Here is a 26595-nt window from a genome sequence, read left to right as displayed (position 1 = left end):
CCAGTTTACGCAAATTCTTTTTTACCTAATTGCTGTTTTACAAAAAACACAAAAATAATGAAAGCAATTAATCCTGAAATTGCACTACCAGCAAATAAAATACGGTAACCAAACATTTGTGAAACAACTCCAAGTAAAATTGCACCAAGTCCAATCCCTAAATCAAATGCAGTAAAGAACGAAGCGTTAGCAACTCCTCTTTTACTCGGATCAACAATTGTAAGCATCGCGGCTTGCAATGCTGGCTGTGCTGAACCGAATCCAACACCATATAATGTAGCTGCGATAACTACACCTATTAAATTATTTGAAATCGTTAGCACAACTATTGCAATAACAGTAATGCATAGTGCCGGAAGTATGATAAATACTTCTCCATACTTATCTAATAGTTTTCCTGAAATTGGTCTTACGATTGTTAAAGCAATTGCATATACAAGAAAGAATGTCCCAGGATTCACATCAATTGACGATGCAAATAGCGGTAAAAACGTCGTAATGCCTCCATATGCAAATGATAAAAAGAATACAACTATCGTAATGGATAGAACGGATTTTTCAAACAGTTGTATTTTCCCTTTTTCTTTTTGTGGTGTGAATGGCATTTTCGTCATTAACGATAATAAGACTGCCATAAAGGATAAAAGAGTTGCTAATAAGAAAAGGCCGTGAAATGAATAATTTTGTACAACCGATAATCCAATCATTGGGCCGATTGCCATTGCAATCGTCATAGCCATCCCATACCACCCCATACCTTCACCACGGCGTGAATCTGGAATAATATCAGTTATCGCTGTTCCAACAGCTGTTGTAGAAACAGCCCATGTTACTCCGTGAATAACACGTAAAACAGCTAAAAGGACAATAGTCGTCGCTAAATGATAAGAGTACATCGTTAACCCAAAAAAGATGAGTCCGAAAATAATAAAGGATCTTCTACCATATTGATCTAACATCCCTCCAATAATCGGTCGTATTACAACTGCCGCTATTGTAAACATTCCCATCATAAGTCCGACTTGTGATTCATTGCCACCTATCTCTTTAATAAAGAGTGGGAGCGTTGGAACAAGTAAATAAAATCCTGTAAATAAAAATAACATTGCGAAAGTCATTTGAATAAATGATTTCGTCCATAATCGTTCCATTCATATTCCTCCATAAACACGTAAGTTATTGCAATTAACACCTCCATTTTACAGTTTCTTCGTTCCTTTTCCCTCCGTAAATAGACGTATCTTTTTATAATAAATGGTCCAAAATCAATTTAAATTAGTCTTACAACTTTATACGTATGTTTTAGCCTAAAGTCCCATTTATTTGTACCTTTATATGTGTGAAAAGAATATACTACTTTATTATCGCAACTTAGGAGTGAATATTTTTATGTGGGTATCATCAAGAGTAACTGCCGTAGTTCCTTCGACCCCCGAAATACACGTTCCCGCTGTTCATACAGCTAGTTCCGATGTCGGTATTGAACTTCCCGCAACTTGGCAACACTATCAAATTCCCGGTCAAATTACTCCCTCATTTTGGCATCATGGCGCACATCCAAGTAGTCCCCCCTTTCAAAGCCACGCTTATCCTCCGTTACCTCAATCTCAAATTTTTTATCATTTTCCTTCAATTTATTTTCAAAACTTCTATGGTACTTTTAATATTTAAAATACATTGTCTCATAGCTACTGCATTTAAAAGAAAAAAGCACTTAAGATTGTAATTTTACAAATCTTAAGTGCTTTTTAATATTTTTTATAAAATTTTCTTATTGTCCATTATTAGCAGGGGCCTCTCCTGCATTACCGCCAGTTTCTGGTTGTGTGGTCGCTGGTGGAGTTGTATTTCCTTGGCCTCCTCCATTATTTGCTGGAGGTGTCGTATTCCCTTGACCTCCACCGTTATTTGCTGGAGGTGTCGTATTCCCTTGGCCTCCTCCGTTATTTGCTGGAGGTGTCGTATTCCCTTGGCCTCCTCCGTTATTTGCTGGAGGTGTCGTATTCCCTTGGCCTCCTCCATTATTTGCTGGAGGTGTCGTATTCCCTTGGCCTCCTCCATTATTTTGTTCATTTTGTTTCTTTTCTTCTTCTTGTTTCTTTTGCTCTTCTAGTTTCTTTTGTTCTTCTTGCTTCTTAAGTTCCTCTTGTTGCTTTTGTTCTTCTTGTTTTTTCAGTTCTTCCTGTTTCTTTAATTCTTCTTGCTTTTTCTCTTCTTCAGTTTTTTGCTGTTGATCTTGTTTTGGTTTTTCCGTTGTATCCGGTACGCTCGTATTTGGAGAAGAATCACGTTTTTCACCTTTTATACGCAGCTCACTACCTTCTTGAATTACACTACTTGGCATTTTAAATCTTGATTTATCTGTAGCCATCTCGCTCATCATTGCTTTAAAGATCAACTGTGCAATTTTCGTATTTTTACTACTAATATACTCGTCTTTACCATCTTTCATATACCCAGTCCATACTGCCATCGTATATTGCGGCGTATAACCTGCAAACCAACTATCACGAGTTGCACTTTCCGGAATATTAAATTTTGCTAATTGTTTTGAATCATAGTTTGTTGTACCTGTTTTTCCAGCTACATCTAAAGAACTTATATTTGCTGCTGTACCAGTACCTGATGTCACTACTGAACGAAGCATATCAGTAATCATATATGCTGTAGAGTCAGCTATAACTTGTTTTGGTTTTTGCCCGAAACTTTGTGACTTACCGTCTGGATAAACTACTTTCTTAACAAAATGCGGTTTTGCATACTTTCCACCATTACCAAATGTCGCATAAGCACCCGCTATTTCAGTTGGTGATACTTCGTTTGTACCAATAGCTGTAGATTCTGTTGGCGCTTTTTTAAATGTAATACCTAATTTCTCAGAGAATTCCTTTGATTTATTAAGTCCTACTTCTTTTGCAGTTTTAACTGCTGGAACGTTACGTGACATTTTTAACGCCTCACGCATAGTAATTGGACCTAAATGACTTCTGTCTGCATTTCGAAGTTCTTGTCCAGTTGAATATTTAAATGGAGAATCATCAATTTGATGATACGTAGCCCATTTTAAGTATTCAATTGCAGGACCGTAATCAAAGATTGGCTTCATCGTCGAACCAGCTGCACGATCTAATTCAATGGCCATATTATGCCCTTTAAATACGGCTTTATTTTCACCGCGCCCACTACCTATAGCACGAACCTCTCCGGTTTTCGTATCCATAAATGTGAAAGCACCTTGGAACTTATCATTTGGATAATTAATAATATTTTCATTTAAAATCTTATCAGCAAAATCCTGTGCTTTCGTGTCTAATGTTGTATAAATTTCTAAACCGTCAGAACCAATATTAGCATCTGGCAATTCTTTTTCAACTTCTTTCACAACCGCATCCATAAATGCAGGATATGGCATTGCTTGTACAGTTGCAGTCTTAAGTCCATCTGTTACTTTAACTTTCGAAGCTTCTTCCATTTCTGCCTTCGTAATATAACCATGTCGATTCATTAATTTTAGTACAACATTTCTTCTTTCTGTTGCTCTTTCAATATTTTCTGTTTTCGTCGGATCATAGTTATTCGGTGCTTTTGGTAAACCTGCAAGCATCGCAACTTCTGGTAATGTTAAATCTTTCAATTCTTTACCATAGTAGTTTTGTGCTGCTGTTGCGATACCATACGAACGGTTTCCTAAGTTAATTTTATTTAAATACATTTCTAAAATTTCATGTTTTGAATATTGTTGTTCTAGTTTATACGCTAAATAAATTTCCTGAACTTTACGTTTTGATGTTTTTTCCATCGATAAGAAGTAGTTTTTAATAACCTGTTGCGTTATTGTACTTCCACCTTGTGAACCGTAATCTCCTTTAAGACTCACCAAAACAGCACGGGCAGTACCTTTAAAGTCTACTCCGCTATGCTCGTAAAAACGTGCATCCTCTGTTGCTAAAAATGCATTTTCTACTAATTTAGGAATTTGATCATACGTAACATTCGTCCGCTTTTCTTTCCCGTATTCATATACCAAATCGCCATTTTTATCATAAATTTTTGAGGATAACGGATTAACAAGTTTTGCTTTCTCAAGTTTTGGTGCATCCTTAATCATTACAAAGAAGGTAGCAACTCCCCCCACTAAACCAACAATACCAAGTAATAAACAAGTAATTAAAAACTTGCGAAAAAATGATGTTTTACCTTTTGGTTTTTGTGTTTTAGAAGCTGGCTGTTTTTTCTTTTTAACTTGTCGTCGCTCCTCTCGAGAACGATAATTTTCTGACATGTTACTTTCTCCTGCCTTTCAATTCTCCCGTTGATTTACTTAAAAATATTGAGGTCACTTTCTAAAATAAATTTAATTAAGAAAGTATATTGACCTGGAGCATTCAATATTTTCCTAATTCACAGATTATAAATTTTAGAATGCTTGTTACACAAAGTATTTTCACTTCTATTTTTCTAATAATGCTGCCCCTTTAAGCATAGAATGTAAAAAGTGAATTTTTAATACCTCGTATAAATAATATACCTTTTTTTCAAATGGTCAATATTTTCTTATTTATAAATCAAAGGTGAAATAAAAATAGCACAACGATATGTACTTCGTGTGAACTTCCTTATAATTACGTATAACGAACATTTAATATATTGCATATAAGTATAATACCTCTTTAATTATAAAGATTTCAACATCACAACCTCAACATCTATAAGAAATTATTAAAAATGAAAAGTGAGGAGTTGCGTAATGATGGAGTTATCTCCCGTGATTTCCAAAACTATAGTTGCTGTTGGATATAATCCTTTTTCTATGATTTTACGCATTCAATTAAAGAATGGACTGTACGATTTCTTTAACGTTCCTGAAAACATTTACACCGGTTTACTAAACGCACACTCTAAAACGAGTTATCACAATACTTATATTAAAAATTCTTACCGCTACACCAAAATATAAACTTAACCAGAATAAAAAAAGAAAGGAGGTGGTCCCCCTTTCTTTTTAAAATCGTTTCACAACTCAGCTATCTTCTGTTCTTTTTATTTATTTCATCATATGCTTGAATTTGTTTTTTTAAACGCCGATCTGCTTTTTTATCATGTACAACTAATATCGCATGAATAACACCTGGAACCCAAAATATTAATGTTAATATGAAATTAATTATTGCTTGAAATGGTTTTCCACAAAATAATACGGCTACAGGTGGAAGAAGAATTGCCAACAAATACATCATCTCTTGAAAACTCCTTGTTTTGTATTTTTCTCTCTCCATACGCTATACAAACCAATGACTTTTGCATTTCTAATGTTTTTATTAACCACTAATAACTGTTCTACTGTTATATATTCTCTTTCAATGTCAAAAAACCTACCACTTCAACTTTTCTACTTATGTAAAATTGAAATTTTACATACAATCTTTCCATGAACAATTTCATATGATTATTTTTTCTAATTGTTCTTCTTTCTCTATTATAGTTAATCCAATTGCAGAAATAACAGTTCCTATCGCTTGTATCCAAACACCAATGAGTGCTATTATTCTCTCATCTTTCTGATCAACTATACTGTCTTCATTTTCGATTCTATTCTTCATCACATTAATAATGCCTTGATACGCTTGAAGTCCAGCCCCTAAACTTTGCAGAGAATTGCCTAGTATTATAATTTTCTGTACCGTTTTCATCTGGAGCAAAGCCGCTTCTACTCCAAAAAAAGCTCCAATCGATTGTAAGCCATTCCCTATAATAATGAGATAATCATTCTCTTTCAATTGTTCCTTTATATTAAAATATGTTCCTATTACATTTGATATATTCCCTAACGCTAATAACTCAATGCCCATTTTATCAAGCATTTCACTTTTATTCTCCAAACACATACTTTGATTTTCTCTTTCACCTTCATCTTCGGTTTCATTACTCGCTATAATTTGCAATATATACCCGAGGGCTTGTAATGAGCTTCCTACAATTACAATTTTCGATTCAGCTTTCTCCTCCCCCATAAATCCTCTTGTCGTCCCAATTGCCGCTGTAAGATTTCCTCCTACTTGAAACCATGCTCCTGTCACTTTTAAACCACTTGGATTCATTCTTATCACCTATTTAGAAGTTTTCTGGTGCTTTCGAAATACATAAATAGCCTCCTTTAACTCATATTTATTATCTATATGTAATTTTGTGCATTCTATAATGTGTTAAAAATACAAAAAAGAGTAACCCATAACAGTTACTCTTTCCTATATATCAAAAAATTCATTATTTATTTCGTTATTGCTTTTAAATTTCAATTTCTCTTTCCCGCACTTCTCACACCTATACACATAAGCTACACCTAGCTTACCACTTTTGAAATCTTCATTATCCTGCATCTTAATAAAACTATATTTATGTTTACAGTGAGATTCGTCTAAAAAATTTTCAAACCATTTTTTCAACATAGAACTGTTCACCTCTATGCAAGAATCTTCCTCTTGCCTTATTACATACTTTTACTTAAATACTCAATCTCATGTTGTAACTTTTTAAATTGTTCAAAATGCATAGTGATAGATTGACTGTTTCCATACTCAGCACTATGCTTCACCAATAAAACACCCGTGTCATGAAAAAACGCGTCAAGCTCTTTTCTAATGGATACTTTCATTATATGCGCTGTTTTAATAGCCGATAAAATTGCAATTTCATTAAACTTTAATTTTATTTCCTTTGGACAAAATGCTTCTTCCACCAATATAACTTCATTGCTATAAATAAGTGCAACAAGATTACTTGACTTTGCATCTGTTAAATCTACTTTTTTTATAACTTTATTCATTACATTTTGCCTCCTTTGTTTTCATATATGACAATTATACAATTTCCATTTTTAATTACGTAACCTTACATTCAGTTTAACACACTTTTATTATGGGATTAAGCTACACTTCAAACGTTTTATTATTCCGCAATTTTCGTTAGATGAACCATTTGGACTATAAGACCATATAGTAGTGTTAACAAATGATTGTAAAGTGGGTGAGAACTATGCCCTCAGTTGTAGGGAATTTAGTTGTACAAAATAGTAACGGTTCATTTAATTTAGGTGATTTCTATAACGTTTCTCCAAAAGAAAACACGAAGGCTTATAATGGATCTGGTGCTTCCAACGTTGGTTTTGTTGTTAATACTTTTAATGGTGTGAGTGCGACTAATACGTTTGATTCTGACCTTGCGGATCAAAACCAAGTCGGTACAGCTTAACCCTATTTTTTCATCGTTCTGTTTAAGAATTTTTAATTTGCCCATACTATAATCAGGCTGTTATACAGCTATTGTTGATTTTTGGAGTACCCTATCTTTTTCTCCCTTTCCCTGGGGCTTAGCAGCTAGTATGAAGCTAGCTGCTTTTCCGTTTCATTTTTCTGTTTCACATCTAACATAGCTTACTTTACGCTATTTCAATAATATCCGTGGTATTAAATACGTAAGTTTTATAAAACGCGTCAGTACACATTACAATGCGCTTTAGCGGATTTATATGTACAACTGTCATGTAGCTTGTAAGTATGTATCCATCTTCAAAATATGTCACCAATATTTCTTTCTCAGACAATAATGACATTAATAATTTATCAGAAATTCCCTCTTTTGCTTCTTTTGTTAAAAATGGTTTTTGTACTTTAAATTTCTCCCCAATAACCTTTCGCATACTTAATAACTGTTCCGACATTACTGTAAATGGAACCCATTCTCTTTTTGCTCTTTGCATCTTTACATCATTCATTTCTCTATCTCCTCGATTATTTATCCATTCTATTTCAAACATATTGCGCTTCGATTATTCTTTAATAATTGCTCGGCTCATATTTCCCCCGCATGAACAGGTAAGAAATCTCCCACCTCAAAATTCAAGACATACAAGGAAAGTAAGTCGAAGATTAACTTCCCGTAAACACCCGCTAATTACAGTTTCACTTTATTTCTAAATCTTATACTATCTACACTTACAAGAACATTCGTTCTAATTATACACGAACTTACGTTCTTTTGAGAAGAGATTTATTTTTTCTTCATCAAATGATCTTTTCACTTCCTATTAAATGGGAGGTGAAAAGATCAACTAAACAGTTTTAATTTTTTCGAGTTTATTAACCATCTATAAATGAAAGCATATATTATAAAGAACGAACTCACAAAATTTAAGGGATTTATAATGGACCTCCATTCGTTCCTTATGAATTTCTATGAAAAGAGAGCAATTTAAACACTCTCTTTTCGTACATACTACATAAAACTATTCATCAATAATTCGCTCTAATTACTAAATATATTTTGGTTGTACTATTATATGTAACTCCCTCTCTGTTACTGCTTTTTTCGGGTTTCGAAAATACTCTAATTCGTATTTTAATACCTCATATTCAACCATCCCGATCTTAATCCCTTTCGTTTCTTTTAAAATAGCTAATAGGTTATTTATATCTTCATCATACGATTCAAAAATTTTCCCTCCGTCTTCTCTTTGAAAAATTACTTTCACATTTTCTCCCCCTACATCATTTATTTATCTATCCAATAATTCATTCTTCACCTTAAAATTTCATACGAAAAAGAACATCCATCTTAATAGAATGCTCTGCTTTTCACTTCATTTAACGTCAATATATTTCAATCTTATTGTATGTTTCATTCTGCAAATTATGTTTATCGACTTCTATAAAGTGAAACTTTAATCCACTCAAGCTTTGTTTATTCCTGACTAATAATTAGCCTACGCAAATCTTACTGCCTACGAATAATGGGCTAAAATTAATTAATTCGTTTTATATTTAATGAGATGAAACAAAACATTATAATATCAACATTCTATGAAGTGATGATTAACCTACTTCAAAAAAATTACATAAATTTCCATTGTAATTCTTAATATTTATATGTAATATTGTATTGTCTTACTATCTATTTATAACTCACACACTAACTAGAAAAGGGAACCTTTAAAGGTTCCCTTTTCTAATTACAGTCATTATTTCTTTTCTAGAAATTCAAATGTATTTTTAAACTCTTTATCATTCACCTTAATATCAGCATCTTTCAATAATTCATTGACTACTTGTTGTTTCCATTTACCTGTCGTGTCTTGTAGTCTTTGCTGTTCTATATCTTTACGAATTGAATCTTTTACTTCATCAAATGGCTTTAATTCTTTTTTATCTGTCACTTTAATAATATGGTAACCGTAAGTTGTTTTTACTGGTTCACTTACTTGTCCTGCATCTAATTTATATGCAGCTTCCTCAAATTCTTTTACCGTTTGCCCTGGAGCAAAACCAGTGATTTCCCCGCCCTGTTCTTTTGAACCAGTATCCTCTGAGTATTGCTTCGCTAAAGCCGCAAAATCTTCTCCGTTATTTACTTTCTCTTTCACTTCTTTAGCAGTCTTTTCATCTTTTACTAAAATGTGACTTACCTTCATTTCTGGTTTATAGTTATCTTTTACATCTTTTTCTGTAACAGTCGCTTTAATCGCTTTCTCAAATGCAATTTCTGGCTTCATTTTTTCTTTTAATTCATCTTCGTTTTTCAATCCAAGTTGTTCTAAAGTCGCTTTAAAGTTCTCACCCATTTTATCTTTTGCTTCTTCTACTTTCTTTTTTGCTTCCTCATCTGAAACTTTATATTTATCGAGCAACGCCTTACTTAACACCATTTGGTATAAAGTACTTTCCCCATATTTTTGTCTTAATTCTTTACTTAACTCTTTCTCTGTAACATTTCCTACTTTTGATGTTACTACGTTGTCTGAGGAGCCACATGCGGATAATGCCAGTACTACGCATAAAATAATTGTTCCTAAAAATAGCTTTTTCTTTTTCAATTCAAAATACCTCACTTTTATTATTATATAAGAATAACTATACAGTGTTATTGTGTATACAATGTGTTTTCTAGATGTAATTCATTTCATTTGAATAAACTATGTATCAGTAAAGGGACTCTTTACGTATTCATAACACATGTAACTACCTATAGTTACATGCTCTTCTAGTATCCAATTATTTTATCCAATATGTACCGCATTTTTCGCTCTGCCCACACATGTAAAAATTTTGATTCATTAATATTCCCTTAATAATTTATACATTCAGGCTCTGCATAGTAGTGAACTTTATATCATTATCAACTAAAGATTCATATTATACTAATATGCCTTTATAATCTAAACAAAAAACGCAGTATACAATACTGCATCATAGGAGCTGATTTCATGGAGAAAAAACCTATTGTTTTCAAAGTCCCACCAAATTCAAAATTAAAAGTTACATTTTTCGGTCCTTGTAACGAGGTCATTACAAATGTTTCTATAATTAATCAACTTTCTACACCTAAATGTCAAACTATTACACAATATCCAAACTATACGAAATATGAAACTGAAGTACGATTATTATCGAGTTGTTAATCCATTCTATACAAAATCCTTACAATTTGGGTAACTACAAAACCTTATTAATAAACTAAGATTACTCATTTCATGATATTCCATTGATAATTTATTGATTTTCCACACATTTACATCAACCGAACATATATTATCGTATGGAGATTATCCACTCATAAAACCTATCTTTCTTTAGAGCGTACTTTTTATGTATGCTCTTTTTTATTTATCCCTTATTCTGTACATATAAATCTGATCACTTTTATATTTCACGTCGGGTAAATCGACCTGCCCTTTATAAATAATCTAGTCAAGGTGTCCCCCATAATACTTCTTTATTTATTAGACATTCACTACTCTATTAAATTCGTGTATCCATTCAAGCACCATTTATCTAATATATATTCCTTCTAAATTCACCAAAGATGTATTAAAATTCTTTATATACTCAAGGAGGTCAAATATGTTCAAGTTGCATCCCATACTACTCATCTTAGGATTTATTTTATTTTTATATAGTGTACTTGCCTTCATGTTATTCCTTTCTATTCAATAGCAATACCTGCGTAAACCTTTGATAAATATGTAATTTCTATATAGTAATGAAAAAGCCTTTAATTATACGGACATAAGTTAAGATGTCTTTTTATACCATTAGGCAACTAGCAAATGTAACGCCAAAGAACTTTTACAACCTAGTTACTTACTCTTTTTATTACCTGCAGAAGATCTAATACTTAAAATAAGATAGCCCTTTCAACATCAAAACTGTAAAAAATAATTTTTAAAATTTACCTTTCATCATTACATCTTTAGCATGTGAAATTTTCATGAAACAAACTATATTTAATCGATTCACTTGTATATTTTAAATAAACAATAATAATCCCCCACCATTCGGTACAGGGGATTAACTAGACCTACTGAAAAGTATTTTATTCTCTTCGTTATTTAATTGGAGAAGGGAATCTTGCTGCTTCAAAATGTGAGCCGTCTTCTGAAGGACTTAAAACTCCGTCTATGCTACTTTGTGCATAAACCTCAACTTGATCTCCTTCATGCAATTGAATAATCGTCGAAACACTTACTACATTTCCAAAACCTATTGGACCAAAAAAGTCATTATCTATAGCTATTGCTGCATTGCCATTCACACGAATTTCTACACGAGCTCTATAATTTAAGCTAGGATCGTTTGGAAAAAAACCAATCGTTCCAATAACAGAGTATACTCCTTTAGTCTTCGGAATAAAAATAGACGTTGCTGGATTATACTCATTTGCTAAATCAAATTGTTCATTTTGGAACAATACTTTTACAAAAGTATTAGCAGGAACAGGTTGATTCACCGTATTTCTAGCTCTAAATGCTGATGCCCTAACAAGACTATCCTTGTTATCATTACACTTACTATCGTTCTTACAACCGTTATGCTGTTTCTTTTTATATTCTTTACAATACTTACAGTAGTAATAGCAAGACATACTCGTTCCCCTTTCATGCTTATTACTCTATATTATGTAAAAGAGATTCACAATGTTTGGACGAACTATTGTTTCCCCCCTATACTTGTCGCCTATTTATATACACGTAAGCGGAAGACATTTCAATAACACAACAACCTAGTAGTATAGTAATCTCTATTCAAATTTGATAAATCCCTTTCCTTTCTATTTTACTTTTTATGCATAAAAAAGAACGAACTTACATTCGTCCTTTCACACATTTTTATGGTCCAAAGCTTATCATCCAACCTAACATAAATCCAAATATAGAAAACAGTAGCATAAAAACAAATAAACTACATGCCCACAATGCATATTTTCGACTTTTTCTTTTTGTGATCATGCCTACGACTGAACATAACAATCCAACGCCAACTATTTCCCGAAAACCTTCGCCTATAAATGTTTCTTGACTAAGCAATGTAATGTTCAAATACAATAACGCTAGAAAGGCAATAATTAATGAAATAGTCCCCATCCATGTTTCTTTTTTATAACTATGACTCTTTCTTTTTTTTAAGAATGCCAATTCCATAATCTCGCTTCACCTACTTTCAAGTTTCTAACTTTTTCATGGCTCATCAATTTTTCAACTTCCCCTTTAGGTCCAGTTACAACTGCCCCGTATGTTTTTACCCCATTTTTTTCAAGGAAAGAAATACGCTTTGACAACTCTAATGTTTTCGCTCTAGATAGCTTCATCGCTAAATCTTCATGCTTTTGTAATGACTTTAACACATCAATAAATTGTTCCTCATGAGGTGAATCACTCACAAAAGCACCACTTGGTCTTGAAATCATATCTGCTGGAAAACCAATCGGAGCAACATACATACCCTCGTCATTCGTTTGCTTCTCCTCTAACCCTGTATTAACGGCATACCAGACAATATCAATAGTGGGAAACATATTCGTTACCTCTTGTACACTCAACAATTCTCTAAAAGATATAAATGCTTCTACAACAGATTCTTGCGGAAGACCCTTTAATACTTGCGCTTCTTCACTACTATTATAGGATGAATTATAATTATTAGGATGAGACAATACCTCGTTATCTATATATGGGACTTCCGGAATTTTTTCATCTGTTGTATATTCACGGCTAACTTTCGTTGCTCTACTAAATATATAATCTGTTTTCTCTTCTCCTATTCGAATATCTTTCTTCCCTACCCTTTTATACAAATCAAAATGCAATTGTAAACTAAGCGGTAACAATGTTTGCTCCATGTCCCTATCTTTCAAAAATACATTTGGTTCTGTTACACTTAATGTTTTATTTACTACATTCCGTATCTCCATTGCGTTTGTAGGTGCAAATACATAGTATGCGAGAGTAGATATATATAATATAGGTTGAATAAGTAATAAAAAAGTAAATACAATTAAAACATTTGTAATACGCGCTCTTTTTTTCCCTATTTTCATCACTTGCTCCTGTTTTCCATTAGAAAGTGCATCCGGCCTTTGATGGAGAGCTTCTTGTAACAATTCTTTATAATCATCTTGTTCAGAATGAGGTTTATCATTTGTCATTTTGACTCTTTTCCTCCTTTAACAATTCTTTTAATCTCTTTCTCCCGCGAAATATGTGACTTTTATACGTGTTTAACTTTAAATCTAATACAGAAGCACCCTCTTCGTACGTTAATTGATGTACGTCACATAATAAAATAGCTTGCGCCTCTACCACTGGTAAAGTATGAATAATCTGAATTAATTTTTCATAACTATTTTTTGCGACTACATACTCTTCTGTAGATTCACCTGCTTGAATTGTTTCTAATTCCTCCGTTCCTACAAAAGCTACTTTTTTCTCTTTCCTAACAAAATCAATAAAGGTATGATATGCCACTTTAAAAAGCCATGATTTCACCTTTTGGTTTTCATAGTCTTCTAGATAAAGAAACGCCCGATAAAAAGTCTCCTGCATCAAGTCCTCCGCTACATGATGGCTACGAGAAAGGGAAAATAAATACCGGTACACATCGTTTATATAAACTTTATATATTTCTTCAATCTCCATCCCCCTCCTCCTTTCATATATAACACGAATAAACAAATTAAAAAGTTGCATTATTTTTCCTTTTTATTCATAAAAAATATTTATACATTTCAATAACTATTTACAATTATAAACAAAACATAAGATGTTATGGCTATAAATATACTTCAAAATGGGGAAAAACGGTTCGGATGTTCTCCTGCTCTTGTAAATTGATAGTCATAGGACAATCTTCCTGTACGATATAACCACAGATAGGATTTCGTTGCTACCTCTCGTCCTGGTTCGCGTTAGTAAATGTTCATGTATCTTTTCATATAGTGCCACTATCCATCATTTGTCATGATAAGATAATTCTCATTCTTTCTTCGATCGACGATATTTTCTTATCAAAAAACAACTTGTAGAGTATGTACAAAGATTATCTCATCAGCTATTTACAAATTGTAGATGGAACTATTTGACGCTTACATATATACTCATCCCCCTCAATTATTTCCGCTATTTGCGGATACCTCAAAATTCGGCATCTGTGATAAAGGTAGGTGGGAGCTGGGTTTCCCGTATATATCCAATTGGTAATGGTTAGATTAATAATCGGTTTGGGATACCTGCTCCTATTCATAAAATTTTCAGCTTATAGATTGAAGACAGTTCCATATGGAATCGTAAGAAAAGAACTTCCATACGGTGTGATTTGATGCACTGGATAAAAATACTCCATAGATGAATAATACGGCTGGATACCTTGTTGTTGCATTTGCATTTGTTGTTGCATTTGTAACGCTTGTTGAACAGCTTGAACTGTACTTTGTGCTCCGCTAAACGTTATTGATGTACCATATGCTGGTCGCATACCAGCTTGAGAATAAAAATACGAATAAAACATTTTTTTCAGCTCACTTTCATATAAGTTATTACAAATTATGTTATGATTCTTTATTTCAGTGGGTGCTGAAAGTTAGTCTATTAGCTTTGATTAGGTTTAAAAATTTCTATTATCTCTTACACTTTCATATTTTATTTACAAAGTTTATCTCCTAATACTAATTTAATTTTCGGAGGGGCATTTCATTTACAAGTTTTCGATAATTACTTTACAAACTAAAAAGGTAAAAAATTCACTATTTCTAATTCCATTCGATTACCTTCAAAACTATAAAAATGAATTTTTAAGATTATTAAAGGTAAATTATCTATACATCCTCCACAAAATAAAAGCACCCTAAACGGATGCTTTATTTTTCACTACTATAATTTCTTAGCAATAATTCAATTGTCCACGAATTTCACCATTAGGATGTTGTACTGTATGAACATTAATATAAATGTTTCCAGATATGATTTCATTTACAAGAGTAGCTAATGTTTGACCCGCTAACGGCCCAACCAAATCTTCTTGAGTAATTATTCCCGTAAGCGTTGCACACTCTATTGAAACCGGATTTGTTATAGGTCCAAATAAAAAAGCTACAACAGGACCATTAGTTCCTTTTGCTCCAATATGCAGATGGGCAACTACTACATCCTCTATATCAAATAAATCCAACTTAAATTTTAGGCTAAGCTCGTCATGGCTTAATTTAAAGAAAGCCTCCCCTCGAGCGTCTGTTTCTACTGGTGGAACTTCATTTCTACCACGTAGCTTTGCAAAAAACATATCTATCACTCCTATGCTTTTATATACTACTAATATATTCATACCCTTTATATAAGGTGATAAAGAAGCAGTTGTTAGACCAATAAAAATTCATTTTATATGATAGATTAATTTATCAATTTTATAAAATTCATCAATTTAACTATAACGTTATTTAAATTTAATTCATATATTGTAGTAGATTACTAGAAGGGAGGTGTAAATATGGAAAGTTGTGTTTTGTTCGTTAATGGACAACCTCTTTTAGTGGTATCAGTTGCTGGAATCGAAATTGCTAGATTAGAACTTTCTCTTCAAGTAGCATTGACTTTAATAGCATTAGGAATTCCAATCTGTGCATAAAAGTTAGGCATTTATAAAAAGAGGGCTTAAGCTCTCTTTTTTAATTTATTCCTTAACCAAAAAAGATACCACCTAAATCATGGTATCTATCGCAATAATCAACATCTGTTTCATTAGTACTAAACTAGCAATCCTAATTTGCGTATAATTCCTGAAAACGAATAACCATATGCAAAACCTACAATACGATTTCTTGGATTCCATTTATGTTCTAGATCTTCATTGTACGTTTTCTTGTAATACGCTAGTTTAGAATCTATGTTATATTTATCGTTAATAATTACTTCATCACTAGAAAATCCATCTATTTTAATCTGAACAGCTACATACTCTGCCCCTTCATTTAAAGCATCATTATAACACTTTTCTAACTCTTCTAATGTCTTTCCCAACATTAACCTCCTGTTCAAATGGACGGCTCGTTCAAAAAAAAGTATTTTCATCAGTAGTTGTGAGCAACAATCACAATGAGTATTTAATAGATAATAAGCTGTTTGCTTGTCTTACAAAGTATCATATGATTTTTATATAGGAACGGTTCATCAAAATGAAAGTAATTCATATATGTTTTCACACATGTAGTGATAACAATAAAATATATCAATAAACTTGATATTAGTGTTAGTGACATTACAATAACTTGTTAATTTAAAAGATCTTTCCATAAGAGCTCTTTTTTATTCTCTCAATTTATATCCAATATTCCTTTATCAATAAGTACATGTTGTTTTCCATTTTTCACGAGAGCATTTAACTTTTGCTAACCGCTCTTATTAAACTAATCTATTTATCGCTCTCTTCTAACTCCTCACTTTCTTCACGTATTTGTCCAATTAGTGAAATTACAGAACCTACCGCTTGTATCCAACTTCCAGTAATATCTACCAACTGTCCTTTTTTATTTTCACCTGGTTCGCTGTTTACTTGAGTTTCTAAATTTTCCTCTACATCATTTAATCTATCTTCTTTACTAAATTGCCGTAATTCTCTTTTACTCTTTAGTTCGTAAATCCCTCCAATCGCCTACAATGAATTCCCTGTAGCTTGCAGTAAGTTTCCTACAACATTTAAAGATTCATCTTTATCAGAACTATCCTCGAATTCATCAGCCAATGCTGTAAGTCCTCCTAAAGCCTGTGTCCAATTCCCAGCAATCACCAATTTAAGTTTTATTTCGTCTTTAAACTCAATAACCAATCCAGATATTACAGTTACATTACCAATTGATTGAATCTCATTCCCGATTTTTTCAAGAGATATTTCCCCTTGGCCATCAGCTTCTAAAGCATTTCCGACTGCTTGTAATACATTCCCATATATATTTAACTCTTTCCTCACATTACTACCTATAAAATAGAAAGGTGTACTTCCAATAGCGGAAGTTATTGTACCTATAGCTGCTATCAATGCACCAAATATTTCTTTTAGTTGGTTTTCCATTTATAACCTATCCCAACATTAAGTAATTATTTTCATCCTATTCAATCACACATCTACCTGTTAAAACTTCAAACTGCCTCTTAGTTTTTTCTTCCTATATAGAGCGTAACTCTACATCGTTCTGATACTTATTACTAATACCGTTGCTTAAGCGACTCTACACTTCCGTTTATTAAAGTACTCAATACACAGTATTATTTCTATAGAATAGAAATATGTTCATAAAAGCCCATATTGAATCAACAAACATACTAAACATTTTCGTTAGATATCTATTTGTATTACTCTTCTTATAAAACAAAGTAGTTTTTACAACTAGATGATTTCTCCACTAGAACACTTAATAAATTACTCTTTTTATGTTTTAAGTTAATAAAAATGTATTTCCATTTTGTTTTGTAGTCTTACTTACGTTTCTTGTTAATAACCAAGTATTGATTATATATCCCTTAAGAACGTCTCGATTTTCTAAACATATACTTAAAAGAAAAATATCCCTAAACATTACACAAATACTTACAAAATCTTTAAATTCAGAAGAAAATACAAATTCTTAAAGCATACTTAACGATTATTAAATTTTAAAAAGGAGGTAATTATGAAAAATAATCAAAACTCAAACGATCCGTGCGAAAAATTCCAATTTCCCTGTTTTATTTCTATATCCTCTTGCGATCAAAGTAATTGTTGTACACCTGTTTTTTTCTCATTTTCCCAGCAACAAGAATTATTGTCCCTAATTAACCAATTAAACCAAGCTATCCTTTCTTTTTTTACCACGCCAAATCCGACAACTATACAAATACTCCAATCTGCATTACAGGCATTAAATGATTTAATCATTACAGTGCAACCAAATACTCCAAATAGAAATTTAGTTATACGAACTATAACTCAATTAATCAATTCCTTACCTACTGCATCTCTCACTCAAATCTCTGCATTATTCCAATTTCTATTCCAAAATTTATCTTCGCTCATTAGTTGTTCCAATATATCGGACCCATTGTTGCAACAAACATTCAACTTAATTTTGCAAGGAATATTGAATAGTTCTCTATTAAATATTACCGGAATCCCCGGTCCTACTGGAGCTACTGGACCTAGAGGATTTCCAGGGCCTAAAGGAGCGACCGGGCCTCAAGGTGTGCAAGGCATTCAAGGGCCAGAGGGACCAGAAGGAGCGACTGGGCCTCAAGGTGTCCAAGGGCTTCAAGGGCCGGAAGGTCTTGTAGGAGCGACTGGGCCTCAAGGCGTGGAAGGGCTTCAAGGGCCAGAAGGACCACCTGGACCCACTGGGCCTCAAGGTGTCCAAGGGCTTCAAGGGCCACCTGGACCACCTGGACCCACTGGTTCTGGGACTGGAATGGGAGTTCCTGGACCACCAGGGCCGACTGGACCTCAGGGAGTACAAGGCATTCAAGGGCCGGAGGGACCAGAAGGACCAACTGGACCTCAAGGGGTGCAAGGGCTTCAAGGGCCAGAAGGACTCGAAGGGCCGACTGGACCTCAAGGGGTGCAAGGCATGCAAGGACCGGAAGGACCACCTGGACCCACTGGACCTCAAGGCGTGCAAGGTATTCAAGGGCCAGAAGGACCACCTGGACCCACTGGAGATTGTGAATGTCCACCTGGACCGACTGGGCCGACTGGGCCAACTGGGCCAACCGGACCAACTGCACCGACTGGACCTGCATGTAATTTCCTTGTTTATGTTACAAACGCAGGAGCCATAGATGACCCTACAAATGATACAGTATCTGTTATTAACACCGGAACAAATACAGTGGTTGATACAATTACTGTAGGTAATGCACCTCTTGAAGTAACAGTTTCACCAAATGGCGCTCGTGCTTATGTTACTAATATTTTTTCTGATACCGTTTCTGTAATTGATACTACTACGAATACAGTTATTGCTACCATTCCTGTTGGGGCGGATCCAATTGGCGTAGCTGTTTCTCCAAATAACACAACTGTTTATGTTGGAAACCACGCGAGTAATGACGTTTCTGTTATTAATGCTGCTACTAACACAGTTATTGATACCATCCCTGTTGGCATCGCTCCGCAAGGAATCACTGTTTCTCCAAATGGAACCTTTGCATATGTTGCAAACGAATTAAGCAACAATATTTCTGTTATTAATACTGCTACGAATACAGTTAGCGCTACCATTCCGGTTGGCATTCGTCCTAGGATAATCGTCTTTACACTAGATGGTACTCGTGCGTATGTCACAAATCAAAACAGCAATACTGTTTCTGTTATTGACACTGCTACAAATACGGTTATTAATACAATTGGCGTAGGTTCTGAACCGGTTGGTATAGATATTACACCGGATGGTACTCGTATTTACGTTGTAAATAAAGTTAGTAATAATGTATCGGTAATAAGTGTGGCGACAAATACGGTAATTGATACAATTCCTGTTGCTTTATCCCCGGATCAAGTAACCATCATACCAGATGGCACTCTCGCCTACGTTACAAACCAAGGCAGCAATACTGTTTCTGTTATCAATACTGCTACAAATACGGTTATAGATACGGTTCCAGTAGGTGTTGCTCCAACTGGTATAGCAACTGGAACTATTTGTGAATAAAATAAAAAAACAGAGGGACAAAATTATGTCTCTCTGTTTTTTATTTTTTGTGCACCTTAAAAATTTTATATTCCTAGTGGTACCCCTTATGTACTTTTAGTTAATCACAAATTACTTATATCACGTTCTAATCTTATTTTTCTAACCTCCTATTCATCACCTTCTAAATTTCTTTGCAAAATAAAAAAGCAGCTGTTAAGCTACTTTACATTCTTTTTATCCCCAAGAGAAATGATATATATATTCTCCCGTTACACTTTGATTAATCTCAATAATTCTGGCAAACCTCATTAAATCCGCACCCTGAAGAAAATACATCATAAGCGTGACTGGCACTTGTGACCACATAAATTGATAAAACTCCTCGATTCTCTGATATGTTGAAACAATTAAATCATTTACAGGCCCTTGATTCCATACAGAAGTTCTAACTGAATTAAACGGAAGATCTTTCCCATTAACCACTATTCGTGCCATACTTTGAGTTATGTCCACAACAATTCCCTCCATCATTACAAAAATTGGACCTGTGTATTTACTCCCTTTGTTATAAATATTCTTTACTTTTATAAATGTTTAAGGCAAACCTCTATTTTTTACTACGATTCAAATGAATTTATTTATTTCAGTAAAAAATCAAATGAATTTTAGTATTTACTTCCTCAACTTCCGGAACATTTATATATTTTATAACCTTGTTTACTTTTAAAAATTCAAAATGCAAAATTACATATTTTATTATCTCAATATTACTTTATTTACTATAACTTAACAGGAATTCATTCCAATCACTTGATAAATCAACATTTGTTATTTAATTCCTTCTTCCAAATTACATACCTTTATTTTTAAACACTATATTCGAATAATTATATTGGAATTTCTTGTTGTATACACATCTATCTTTTTCATGTATTATATACGAGAAGAGTAAGGTAAGAGTTACTCTTTGCCATTTTAGGAAAGGTCCTGTTGGAAACAACAGGACCTTTTTTCGTATTTGCAAAAGCAACCTTAATTTTCTCATTCCTTACATCCATCGCTTCCTTAAATACATTTTCAACCATTTCAGATTTAATCTACCGAATATAAGATGCTATACGGACTCTTCTGAGTAAACGGCTACTCGTACTATGTGGGCTTCTATTTACATACCCAACTTTATAATCCCTCCCTACCGATTTATTATTGTTAATCTTTTTAATTACCATAAATTGTTTGACTATTTCTTGAACATGATTTGTATCAACTTACATTACTAATTCCTTTCTAACATAATTATCCTTCGTGTTAATTCATTAATCGTTTGTTGCAGTCCAGTAACTTGAATTCTTAATTCAACAATTGCAAATTCCAGTTTGTTGTTTTGATTATCCATCCATCATTCTCTTCCAAAATTACTCTTATTCAGTCTTGAAATTCTCTAAAACTCATTGTATTATATTTTTGTATTTTCTCAGTTCCCAAGCCGAGAAAACATCATCACTTCTGAAAAGGACCCGAACTCCAGCGGGTTCTTTTCATTTACTTGAACTCATTTTCAAATCATTGTATTATATTTTCGGGTCTTACTTCATAAATCATTATCAAGAGAATCTGCATGTTTGCAGGTTCTTTTTGCAAAATAAAGTGAAACTTTAATCAGTGGGGATTTTGTTCATCCCCCACTGATTTTTCGTTGAACCAATCGGACTTTTATGGGCAGTTGATCCCCCATCTAACTTCTTTGCTTTCGCTGCATTTTGAGGTGGGGGTCGTACTGCCCATTAAAGTCGGATAAAACATAGCTTTCCCACCAACCAGCCTTAATAAATCTTTTTTTAATTTTTCTCTTTTTCTAGCTCTTTTGTTTTGTAGATCACGTACTTCTGCTGCGAACTTCTGTCTCTTTTCCTCTTCTAATCTTTGTTTTTCCTGTTCAATTCGTTAAGTTCGTTTGTTTTGTTTAAACAGACTAATCTATTAATTCTATAAAATCAATCAATTCAACTATTACATATTAATAATCTGTTCATATACTATAGTAGATTACTAGAAAGGAGGCGTAACCATGGATAGTTGCGTTGTGTTTGTAAATGGACAACCTTTTTTAGTTCTTTCAGTAGCTGGTATCGAAATTGCTAGATTAGAGATTTCGCTTCAAGTAGCATTGGCTCTAAGAGTGCTTGGAATACCAATTTGTGATTAATTACCACATCAAAAAAAAGAGAGCATTGTGGTCATCTCCCTGTCAAGTAGACAGTCATAAAAAGAGTATTATGCCACGGCCTTTTCCCGATATTCTATCGGGGAAAGGCCGTGAAGTTTTTCTTGGAACCTTTCTATATTATAGAATTGAATGTATTCTTGAATTGCTTGGTAAGCCATTTCATATGTTTTTGGGCGCACTAAATACAACTTCTCTGTTTTTAAATGTGAGAAGAATGATTCAATACATGCATTATCAAAACAAGCAGCAAGAAGCTAATTCTCATCCAAAAACAAATCAAGCATCAGAGCAAGATTGTACTTGTAATATTAAAGGTAATAAAAATAGTAAAGGCGAAAAAATTTATCATATGCCTGGTCAACAGTTCTATGATAAAACGAATGCTGAAGAAACGTTTTGTTCAGCAGCTGAAGCAAAAGCTGCTGGATATAGAGCATCAAAAAGATAAAATTAAAAAACCGGCTCCTTATGAGTCGGTTTTTGTTTTCCCATCATTACCTCTAACAATATCAATAATCAGCATTAATAACTCCCAAAGAATTTCTTTAAATTTTTCACTATTGAATAATCTAATTAACAAATTCTGAATTTTCCCTTTTATATATTTTAACATTACTTCTCCCACCACTTTTCTTTTAACATACTTTTAGCTATACTTCGTAAAAATTTACTTTTACTATTTAACGAAATATCTTCTAATAGTTTAATTGCAATTTCTTCATTAGATTGATTTCTATCCAAATTAAGTATTTCTTCCGCTTTTTCTGAAAGTTCATCAATATTTATACCAATATCATTTTTAACTGCAACATTAATTTCTTCCATTCTAAATTTCAATAGGCTTGATTCCTTTTCTGCTAACTCTAATGCAGTGTCCATAACTTGTGATTCAAATTTATTTTTTATCGCTTGTAATTCCTCATGCTTTTGGATTAACTGCAGTTCATTCTGAGAATCTACATTTCCGTTCTTATCCATCAAATCAACTCCTTATAATTTATATATATAAACATTTTAACGAAAAAATCTTTACAAATATATAGATTTATTTAATTTTTCCAAGCAACTAACTATCTCCAAAGACATCTTTAAATATAGAACATTGCAAAATTGACTAATACCTTTTCTACATTGCTATTCTTTCAGTTTTTCGATTCTATCATATCTATTCCATTGTCCACCCCCCCACCTACTCTTCGCATAACATGTATTAAAAAGGAGGTACGTACTTAATATGTCAAACTATTATTACGACCGTTCACATAAGTGTTATCGGAAGAAACCGAAAAAATGCGACTGTGATTGTCATTGTGAACCTCGCTACCAAACGTTAACATCAGGTCCTTTATTCCGTAATGCTGACACTGATTTCATTCAAGTTTCTGCACTTAATCAAACTTACATAGTATGCCTTTCCTAGTAGTTATGGATAGTAATCGAAATTTATTTGTAATCTACCTCAATATCCATTTACAACTAAATATTGATTTAATTTACAAACGCAAATATACTATTAATTATTATATTTAAATTTAATAATGAAAATAATAATTAATTTGTAAAAAATTAATTAAAAGGAGCTCACTAATGAAATTCAAACAAATTATTTTAGCAGGCGCCGTTCTTGCTACATCAACGTTTACCTCTTTAACAAATGCACAAGCTGAGACTGGATTTCGCGATGTTCCTTCAGATCATTGGTCTTATAATGCAATTATGGATTTAAAAGAGAAAAATATTGTGGCTGGCTACGGAAACAGAATGTTTGGTTTTGGGGATAATATCACACGAGGTCAAGTAGCTAGACTGATATATGCCTACTTGAAACCAGCAGAAGAACATAATGCATCCAATCCTTTCACTGATGTCAAAGGACATATGTTTGAAAAAGAAATTTTAAGTCTTAGTAAAGCAGGTATTATGAATGGTTTTGGCGATGGAAAATTTGGTCCAGATAATGTTTTAACACGTGAACAATTAGCTGTTGTATTAACAAAGGCTTTTAACTTCAAAGCGACATCTACTACCACTTTCAAAGATGTAGATAAAAATTACTGGGCGACAAATGCTATTAGTGCATTACAAGAAAATAAAATTGCTGCTGGCACAGGGGATAATCTATTTGAACCTAAAAATATTGTAACTCGTGAGCAGTATGCACAATTTCTATACAATGCAATGAATAAGGTAGAAGTTAAACCTGAATTAACACCTTTCGGTATACCTAGCTCTATGATTACAAATGATTTTTATTACAACAGTAACAATTGGAAAAATGCTTCACCGGTGCTAAAAAAATCTGTATCTAATGAAGCGCAAAATCTAATTACAAAAATAAACAAGAAATATAATGAAGATTATAAATATGAAAGCGCATCTGTCAGCAATATGGGCCTTCCTGAAAGTGTACAGTTACGTACTTCTAACCCTAATTTGGGAAGGATTTATGATTTAGGACAAGAACAGTTCTTTGTAGAAGGTGAAAATGAACATGATTTCTATATTATGTTTATAATTGATAACGCAACTGTTGAATTAGCAAAAAGTTGGATTACTTTAATAAATTCAGATCTTAATCTAGATAAAGAAATTAATGATGTTGTAGCAATGCCTTCCCAAAAAGCAAGAGGGCGAGATTATCACACTTACTTAGATAAAGGGAAATACCAAATCGAGTTACACACAAGGCCTCAAACAAAAGGCTATGATTCATTATTCATAGGTATTAAAAGAAAATAATTGATAGATATTAAAAAAGCCGCCCAACAGGACGGCTCTTTTTACTTCACGTACACATAGGGTTTATTTATAATTAAACAGATTTCACTTCACATAAATATTATTATACTAATCTAAAATTTCCATGTTTACATTTTTTTCTTTTTATCTCATAATTTTAATTGGGAAAGGGAGGAAAAAAATGGTTCAAATCAAAGTAACACCTGAAATGCTAGAAGAAGTAGCTAATCGTGTAAATAATACCAGAATCGCATTAGAATCTATACATAATAATTTATGTAACGAAATAGATCAATTGTGTTTTCAATGGATTGGTGCCTCTAATCAACAGTTCATTCAAATGTTCAATGATGCGAGACCAAAAGCTTTTACATCTATTAATTCACTTGTAAAAGTAGAAGAAGACTTGAAACGGATTGCTGAAAAATTCCGCAATGCAGATAATCAAGATGTTACAATGGAAGAAGGTGCAATGTGTGGTAAACCTTCTTCTGAAGAAAAAGGATTTGATAGCGGTAAACTAGCTCGAGATATCGCTGGTGAATTAAGTGGTGAGTATGATATTAAAAAAGCGTGGGATGGAGTTGACCCTTATACTGGAGAAAAACTGTCAACCTGGGATAGAATTTTTGCAGGCGGAATGGTCGTAGCTGGTATTACACCACTCGGGAAACTCGCTAAAGTAGGAAAAGGGATAAAAATGACCACTGAGGCGGTTGAGGCTACTAAAACTGTAACCCGCGCAAAACCAAATTTTGTATTATTTAATAAAACACATCGTGATTCAATGCCTAAGCCTAAGGGCCGAGGACCAAATGGCGGTAATTTACAATCTCATCATGGCTTACAGCAACAATGGGCAAAAGAAAATTTAGGTAAGTATGGATATGACCCAAAGCTCGCACCAACAGTTACTATTGAAACCGGAAAAGGATTACCTCACACCATTATTTCTAATGCACAGAATCTAAGGCGTGATGAGCGTTTAAGTTCAGGCAATGGAAAATGGAGCTCTACTTTACAAGATGAATTAAAAAATCTAGTATCTGATTTTGAACGCGCCGGATTCTCTAAAGAAAACATTTCAGAAACTTTAGAACAGCAATATAAAATGCTTGATAAATTAAAGGTAAAGTATGAAAGGATTGATTATTAATGAATATTCTAGAAAAATTAAATGATTCCTTCACATTAGAAGCTCAGGAATCACCAGCGAGTAAAGAGGCCATTCAAGAATTACAAAAGTTCTCATCAATAGATGTACCATTAGATTATTTAGAAGTAATCCAAAATTGTACAAATGCAGAGTTTAATGTGCAAAATGAACTTTATATACGTATTTGGGGCCCTACTGATTGCATAGAGATGAATGAAGCACATGATATTCAAAAATATATACCGAATTCACTGGCAATCGGTGATGATGAAGGCGGAAAAGCATTATTATATGTAGATGGAAAAGAAGGATTCGGATTATATACAGTGGATTTTGGAGATTTAGATATTGAAGAAGCATTTAAAATAGCTCCTTCATTAAAAGCATTGTTAATAGATGGTGTCGGAGTAGAGGAATTGTTGTCATAGTTAAAGAATAAAAGCCGACTCATTTCTCGCAGTCGAGTAAATTCACATGAAAATGCTATATCAGCACCTGA

The 26595-nt window shown here is 33.2% G+C and carries 28 protein-coding genes and 3 pseudogenes; 11 read left to right on the top strand and 20 right to left on the bottom strand.

Going from position 1 to position 26595, the window contains the following annotated elements:
• Positions 1 to 5: 5 nt before the first annotated feature.
• Positions 6 to 1151, bottom strand: a complete 1146-nt coding sequence (locus MR070_RS13905; RefSeq protein WP_242261485.1) for an MFS transporter — start codon at positions 1149 to 1151, stop codon at positions 6 to 8.
• Positions 1152 to 1389: 238 nt separating this feature from the next.
• On the opposite strand from MR070_RS13905, the gene MR070_RS13900 reads away from it, so the two are divergent.
• On the top strand, positions 1390 to 1671 hold the full coding sequence (locus MR070_RS13900; protein WP_000270176.1) for a hypothetical protein: 282 nt from the start codon (positions 1390 to 1392) through the stop codon (positions 1669 to 1671).
• A 100-nt stretch (positions 1672 to 1771) separates the two neighbouring features.
• Here MR070_RS13900 and MR070_RS13895 read toward each other — a convergent pair whose 3' ends face one another.
• Positions 1772 to 4282: a PBP1A family penicillin-binding protein gene (locus MR070_RS13895; RefSeq protein WP_242261484.1), complete on the bottom strand. Its 2511-nt coding sequence runs from the start codon at positions 4280 to 4282 to the stop codon at positions 1772 to 1774.
• Between the two features lie 465 nt (positions 4283 to 4747).
• Here MR070_RS13895 and MR070_RS13890 point away from each other — a divergent pair, with 465 nt between their 5' ends.
• A complete protein-coding gene (locus MR070_RS13890) occupies positions 4748 to 4957 on the top strand; it encodes a KTSC domain-containing protein (RefSeq protein WP_000970367.1) in 210 nt (69 codons plus the stop codon).
• Positions 4958 to 5024: 67 nt separating this feature from the next.
• Here the strand turns inward: MR070_RS13890 and MR070_RS13885 are convergent, their stop codons facing one another.
• The 4 genes from MR070_RS13885 to MR070_RS13870 all read right to left on the bottom strand — a co-directional run bounded on the left by MR070_RS13885 (position 5025) and on the right by MR070_RS13870 (position 6823).
• Positions 5025 to 5237, bottom strand: coding sequence for a YqaE/Pmp3 family membrane protein (locus MR070_RS13885; RefSeq protein ID WP_000990223.1), 213 nt, complete (start codon positions 5235 to 5237; stop codon positions 5025 to 5027).
• A gap of 201 nt (positions 5238 to 5438) precedes the next feature.
• Positions 5439 to 6098 (bottom strand): DUF6944 family repetitive protein, encoded by a 660-nt coding sequence (locus tag MR070_RS13880; protein WP_001069872.1) that lies wholly within the window; start codon positions 6096 to 6098, stop codon positions 5439 to 5441.
• 147 nt (positions 6099 to 6245) lie between these two features.
• On the bottom strand, positions 6246 to 6446 hold the full coding sequence (locus tag MR070_RS13875) for a hypothetical protein (RefSeq protein WP_000915131.1): 201 nt from the start codon (positions 6444 to 6446) through the stop codon (positions 6246 to 6248).
• A 41-nt stretch (positions 6447 to 6487) separates the two neighbouring features.
• Positions 6488 to 6823 carry a hypothetical protein gene (locus tag MR070_RS13870; RefSeq protein ID WP_001045105.1) on the bottom strand — a complete coding sequence of 112 codons (336 nt, stop codon included), beginning with the start codon at positions 6821 to 6823 and terminating at the stop codon, positions 6488 to 6490.
• A 209-nt stretch (positions 6824 to 7032) separates the two neighbouring features.
• Between MR070_RS13870 and gerPF the strand changes: the two genes are divergently transcribed.
• Positions 7033 to 7248, top strand: a complete 216-nt coding sequence (gene gerPF / locus MR070_RS13865) for a spore germination protein GerPF (protein WP_001141565.1) — start codon at positions 7033 to 7035, stop codon at positions 7246 to 7248.
• Between the two features lie 187 nt (positions 7249 to 7435).
• Here the strand turns inward: gerPF and MR070_RS13860 are convergent, their stop codons facing one another.
• From MR070_RS13860 to MR070_RS13850, 3 genes are all read right to left on the bottom strand, one after another.
• Entirely contained in the window at positions 7436 to 7771 is a 336-nt protein-coding gene (locus MR070_RS13860; protein WP_001000620.1) for a YolD-like family protein, read from the bottom strand.
• 537 nt (positions 7772 to 8308) lie between these two features.
• Positions 8309 to 8527 (bottom strand): hypothetical protein, encoded by a 219-nt coding sequence (locus MR070_RS13855; RefSeq protein ID WP_000864286.1) that lies wholly within the window; start codon positions 8525 to 8527, stop codon positions 8309 to 8311.
• A 486-nt stretch (positions 8528 to 9013) separates the two neighbouring features.
• Positions 9014 to 9865 carry a peptidylprolyl isomerase PrsA gene (locus MR070_RS13850; protein ID WP_242261483.1) on the bottom strand — a complete coding sequence of 284 codons (852 nt, stop codon included), beginning with the start codon at positions 9863 to 9865 and terminating at the stop codon, positions 9014 to 9016.
• Positions 9866 to 10255: 390 nt separating this feature from the next.
• Between MR070_RS13850 and MR070_RS13845 the strand changes: the two genes are divergently transcribed.
• On the top strand, positions 10256 to 10450 hold the full coding sequence (locus MR070_RS13845) for a hypothetical protein (protein ID WP_000412567.1): 195 nt from the start codon (positions 10256 to 10258) through the stop codon (positions 10448 to 10450).
• A 926-nt stretch (positions 10451 to 11376) separates the two neighbouring features.
• On the opposite strand, the gene MR070_RS13840 is transcribed toward MR070_RS13845, so the two are convergent.
• From MR070_RS13840 to MR070_RS13815, 6 genes are all read right to left on the bottom strand, one after another.
• Complete coding sequence (locus tag MR070_RS13840; protein WP_044790672.1) at positions 11377 to 11913, bottom strand: C1q-like domain-containing protein; 537 nt, start codon at positions 11911 to 11913, stop codon at positions 11377 to 11379.
• A gap of 244 nt (positions 11914 to 12157) precedes the next feature.
• Entirely contained in the window at positions 12158 to 12469 is a 312-nt protein-coding gene (locus tag MR070_RS13835) for a hypothetical protein (protein ID WP_000417681.1), read from the bottom strand.
• A complete protein-coding gene (locus tag MR070_RS13830; RefSeq protein ID WP_000180316.1) occupies positions 12451 to 13473 on the bottom strand; it encodes an anti-sigma factor in 1023 nt (340 codons plus the stop codon). The genes MR070_RS13835 and MR070_RS13830 overlap by 19 nt, the downstream gene beginning before the upstream one ends.
• A complete protein-coding gene (locus tag MR070_RS13825) occupies positions 13463 to 13963 on the bottom strand; it encodes a sigma-70 family RNA polymerase sigma factor (RefSeq protein WP_000401919.1) in 501 nt (166 codons plus the stop codon). The genes MR070_RS13830 and MR070_RS13825 overlap by 11 nt, the downstream gene beginning before the upstream one ends.
• A gap of 616 nt (positions 13964 to 14579) precedes the next feature.
• Entirely contained in the window at positions 14580 to 14831 is a 252-nt protein-coding gene (locus MR070_RS13820) for a DUF3947 family protein (RefSeq protein WP_000500111.1), read from the bottom strand.
• Positions 14832 to 15203: 372 nt separating this feature from the next.
• Positions 15204 to 15602, bottom strand: coding sequence for a CHRD domain-containing protein (locus tag MR070_RS13815; protein ID WP_000464532.1), 399 nt, complete (start codon positions 15600 to 15602; stop codon positions 15204 to 15206).
• Between the two features lie 204 nt (positions 15603 to 15806).
• Between MR070_RS13815 and MR070_RS13810 the strand changes: the two genes are divergently transcribed.
• Positions 15807 to 15944: a DUF3956 family protein gene (locus MR070_RS13810; protein WP_000443219.1), complete on the top strand. Its 138-nt coding sequence runs from the start codon at positions 15807 to 15809 to the stop codon at positions 15942 to 15944.
• Between the two features lie 119 nt (positions 15945 to 16063).
• On the opposite strand, the gene MR070_RS13805 is transcribed toward MR070_RS13810, so the two are convergent.
• Positions 16064 to 16336, bottom strand: coding sequence for a hypothetical protein (locus MR070_RS13805; RefSeq protein WP_141403262.1), 273 nt, complete (start codon positions 16334 to 16336; stop codon positions 16064 to 16066).
• Between the two features lie 391 nt (positions 16337 to 16727).
• Positions 16728 to 17384: pseudogene (locus MR070_RS13800) on the bottom strand (DUF6944 family repetitive protein).
• A gap of 598 nt (positions 17385 to 17982) precedes the next feature.
• Here MR070_RS13800 and MR070_RS13795 point away from each other — a divergent pair.
• The gene (locus tag MR070_RS13795) at positions 17983 to 19992 is read left to right on the top strand and encodes a YVTN family beta-propeller repeat protein (protein ID WP_242261482.1); all 2010 of its coding nucleotides are present in this window, start codon (positions 17983 to 17985) and stop codon (positions 19990 to 19992) included.
• Positions 19993 to 20208: 216 nt separating this feature from the next.
• Here the strand turns inward: MR070_RS13795 and MR070_RS13790 are convergent, their stop codons facing one another.
• Positions 20209 to 20562, bottom strand: coding sequence for a hypothetical protein (locus MR070_RS13790; protein WP_097852342.1), 354 nt, complete (start codon positions 20560 to 20562; stop codon positions 20209 to 20211).
• A 1480-nt stretch (positions 20563 to 22042) separates the two neighbouring features.
• On the opposite strand from MR070_RS13790, the gene MR070_RS13785 reads away from it, so the two are divergent.
• Complete coding sequence (locus MR070_RS13785) at positions 22043 to 22180, top strand: DUF3956 domain-containing protein (protein WP_000376554.1); 138 nt, start codon at positions 22043 to 22045, stop codon at positions 22178 to 22180.
• A 68-nt stretch (positions 22181 to 22248) separates the two neighbouring features.
• On the opposite strand, the pseudogene MR070_RS13780 reads toward MR070_RS13785, so the two are convergent.
• Positions 22249 to 22443, bottom strand: a pseudogene (locus tag MR070_RS13780) (IS3 family transposase); the annotation flags it as partial.
• Between MR070_RS13780 and MR070_RS13775 the strand changes: the two are divergent.
• Positions 22437 to 22649 (top strand): annotated as a pseudogene (locus tag MR070_RS13775) (sunset domain-containing protein); the annotation flags it as partial. The pseudogenes MR070_RS13780 and MR070_RS13775 sit on opposite strands and share 7 nt — an antisense overlap.
• A 164-nt stretch (positions 22650 to 22813) precedes the next feature.
• Here MR070_RS13775 and MR070_RS13770 read toward each other — a convergent pair.
• Positions 22814 to 23179 (bottom strand): hypothetical protein, encoded by a 366-nt coding sequence (locus MR070_RS13770; RefSeq protein ID WP_000360001.1) that lies wholly within the window; start codon positions 23177 to 23179, stop codon positions 22814 to 22816.
• A gap of 609 nt (positions 23180 to 23788) precedes the next feature.
• Between MR070_RS13770 and MR070_RS13765 the strand changes: the two genes are divergently transcribed.
• The 3 genes from MR070_RS13765 (at position 23789) to MR070_RS13755 (ending at position 26524) form a co-directional block, all read left to right on the top strand.
• Positions 23789 to 24940 carry an S-layer homology domain-containing protein gene (locus MR070_RS13765; protein WP_242261481.1) on the top strand — a complete coding sequence of 384 codons (1152 nt, stop codon included), beginning with the start codon at positions 23789 to 23791 and terminating at the stop codon, positions 24938 to 24940.
• A gap of 181 nt (positions 24941 to 25121) precedes the next feature.
• Complete coding sequence (locus MR070_RS13760; RefSeq protein WP_097852396.1) at positions 25122 to 26096, top strand: WXG100 family type VII secretion target; 975 nt, start codon at positions 25122 to 25124, stop codon at positions 26094 to 26096.
• A complete protein-coding gene (locus tag MR070_RS13755) occupies positions 26096 to 26524 on the top strand; it encodes an SMI1/KNR4 family protein (RefSeq protein ID WP_097852345.1) in 429 nt (142 codons plus the stop codon). Before MR070_RS13760 ends, MR070_RS13755 begins: the two co-directional genes overlap by 1 nt.
• Positions 26525 to 26595: the final 71 nt, after the last annotated feature.

The organism is Bacillus cereus group sp. BfR-BA-01453, assembly GCF_022662915.1.
GTDB classification, from domain to species: Bacteria; Bacillota; Bacilli; order Bacillales; family Bacillaceae_G; genus Bacillus_A; species Bacillus_A paranthracis.
This window is presented reverse-complemented; position numbering and strand designations above follow the sequence as displayed.

Bases quoted from the DNA above. Each gene is read 5' to 3' on its own strand.
- MR070_RS13905 (WP_242261485.1), bottom strand. From the start codon at position 1,151: ATGGAACGATTATGGACGAAATCATTTATTCAAATGACTTTCGCAATG.
- MR070_RS13900 (WP_000270176.1), top strand. From the start codon at position 1,390: ATGTGGGTATCATCAAGAGTAACTGCCGTAGTTCCTTCGACCCCCGAA.
- MR070_RS13895 (WP_242261484.1), bottom strand. From the start codon at position 4,282: ATGTCAGAAAATTATCGTTCTCGAGAGGAGCGACGACAAGTTAAAAAG.
- MR070_RS13890 (WP_000970367.1), top strand. From the start codon at position 4,748: ATGATGGAGTTATCTCCCGTGATTTCCAAAACTATAGTTGCTGTTGGA.
- MR070_RS13885 (WP_000990223.1), bottom strand. From the start codon at position 5,237: ATGATGTATTTGTTGGCAATTCTTCTTCCACCTGTAGCCGTATTATTT.
- MR070_RS13880 (WP_001069872.1), bottom strand. From the start codon at position 6,098: ATGAATCCAAGTGGTTTAAAAGTGACAGGAGCATGGTTTCAAGTAGGA.
- MR070_RS13875 (WP_000915131.1), bottom strand. From the start codon at position 6,446: ATGTTGAAAAAATGGTTTGAAAATTTTTTAGACGAATCTCACTGTAAA.
- MR070_RS13870 (WP_001045105.1), bottom strand. From the start codon at position 6,823: ATGAATAAAGTTATAAAAAAAGTAGATTTAACAGATGCAAAGTCAAGT.
- gerPF (WP_001141565.1), top strand. From the start codon at position 7,033: ATGCCCTCAGTTGTAGGGAATTTAGTTGTACAAAATAGTAACGGTTCA.
- MR070_RS13860 (WP_001000620.1), bottom strand. From the start codon at position 7,771: ATGAATGATGTAAAGATGCAAAGAGCAAAAAGAGAATGGGTTCCATTT.
- MR070_RS13845 (WP_000412567.1), top strand. From the start codon at position 10,256: ATGGAGAAAAAACCTATTGTTTTCAAAGTCCCACCAAATTCAAAATTA.
- MR070_RS13840 (WP_044790672.1), bottom strand. From the start codon at position 11,913: ATGTCTTGCTATTACTACTGTAAGTATTGTAAAGAATATAAAAAGAAA.
- MR070_RS13835 (WP_000417681.1), bottom strand. From the start codon at position 12,469: ATGGAATTGGCATTCTTAAAAAAAAGAAAGAGTCATAGTTATAAAAAA.
- MR070_RS13830 (WP_000180316.1), bottom strand. From the start codon at position 13,473: ATGACAAATGATAAACCTCATTCTGAACAAGATGATTATAAAGAATTG.
- MR070_RS13825 (WP_000401919.1), bottom strand. From the start codon at position 13,963: ATGGAGATTGAAGAAATATATAAAGTTTATATAAACGATGTGTACCGG.
- MR070_RS13820 (WP_000500111.1), bottom strand. From the start codon at position 14,831: ATGTTTTATTCGTATTTTTATTCTCAAGCTGGTATGCGACCAGCATAT.
- MR070_RS13815 (WP_000464532.1), bottom strand. From the start codon at position 15,602: ATGTTTTTTGCAAAGCTACGTGGTAGAAATGAAGTTCCACCAGTAGAA.
- MR070_RS13810 (WP_000443219.1), top strand. From the start codon at position 15,807: ATGGAAAGTTGTGTTTTGTTCGTTAATGGACAACCTCTTTTAGTGGTA.
- MR070_RS13795 (WP_242261482.1), top strand. From the start codon at position 17,983: ATGAAAAATAATCAAAACTCAAACGATCCGTGCGAAAAATTCCAATTT.
- MR070_RS13785 (WP_000376554.1), top strand. From the start codon at position 22,043: ATGGATAGTTGCGTTGTGTTTGTAAATGGACAACCTTTTTTAGTTCTT.
- MR070_RS13770 (WP_000360001.1), bottom strand. From the start codon at position 23,179: ATGGATAAGAACGGAAATGTAGATTCTCAGAATGAACTGCAGTTAATC.
- MR070_RS13765 (WP_242261481.1), top strand. From the start codon at position 23,789: ATGAAATTCAAACAAATTATTTTAGCAGGCGCCGTTCTTGCTACATCA.
- MR070_RS13760 (WP_097852396.1), top strand. From the start codon at position 25,122: ATGGTTCAAATCAAAGTAACACCTGAAATGCTAGAAGAAGTAGCTAAT.
- MR070_RS13755 (WP_097852345.1), top strand. From the start codon at position 26,096: ATGAATATTCTAGAAAAATTAAATGATTCCTTCACATTAGAAGCTCAG.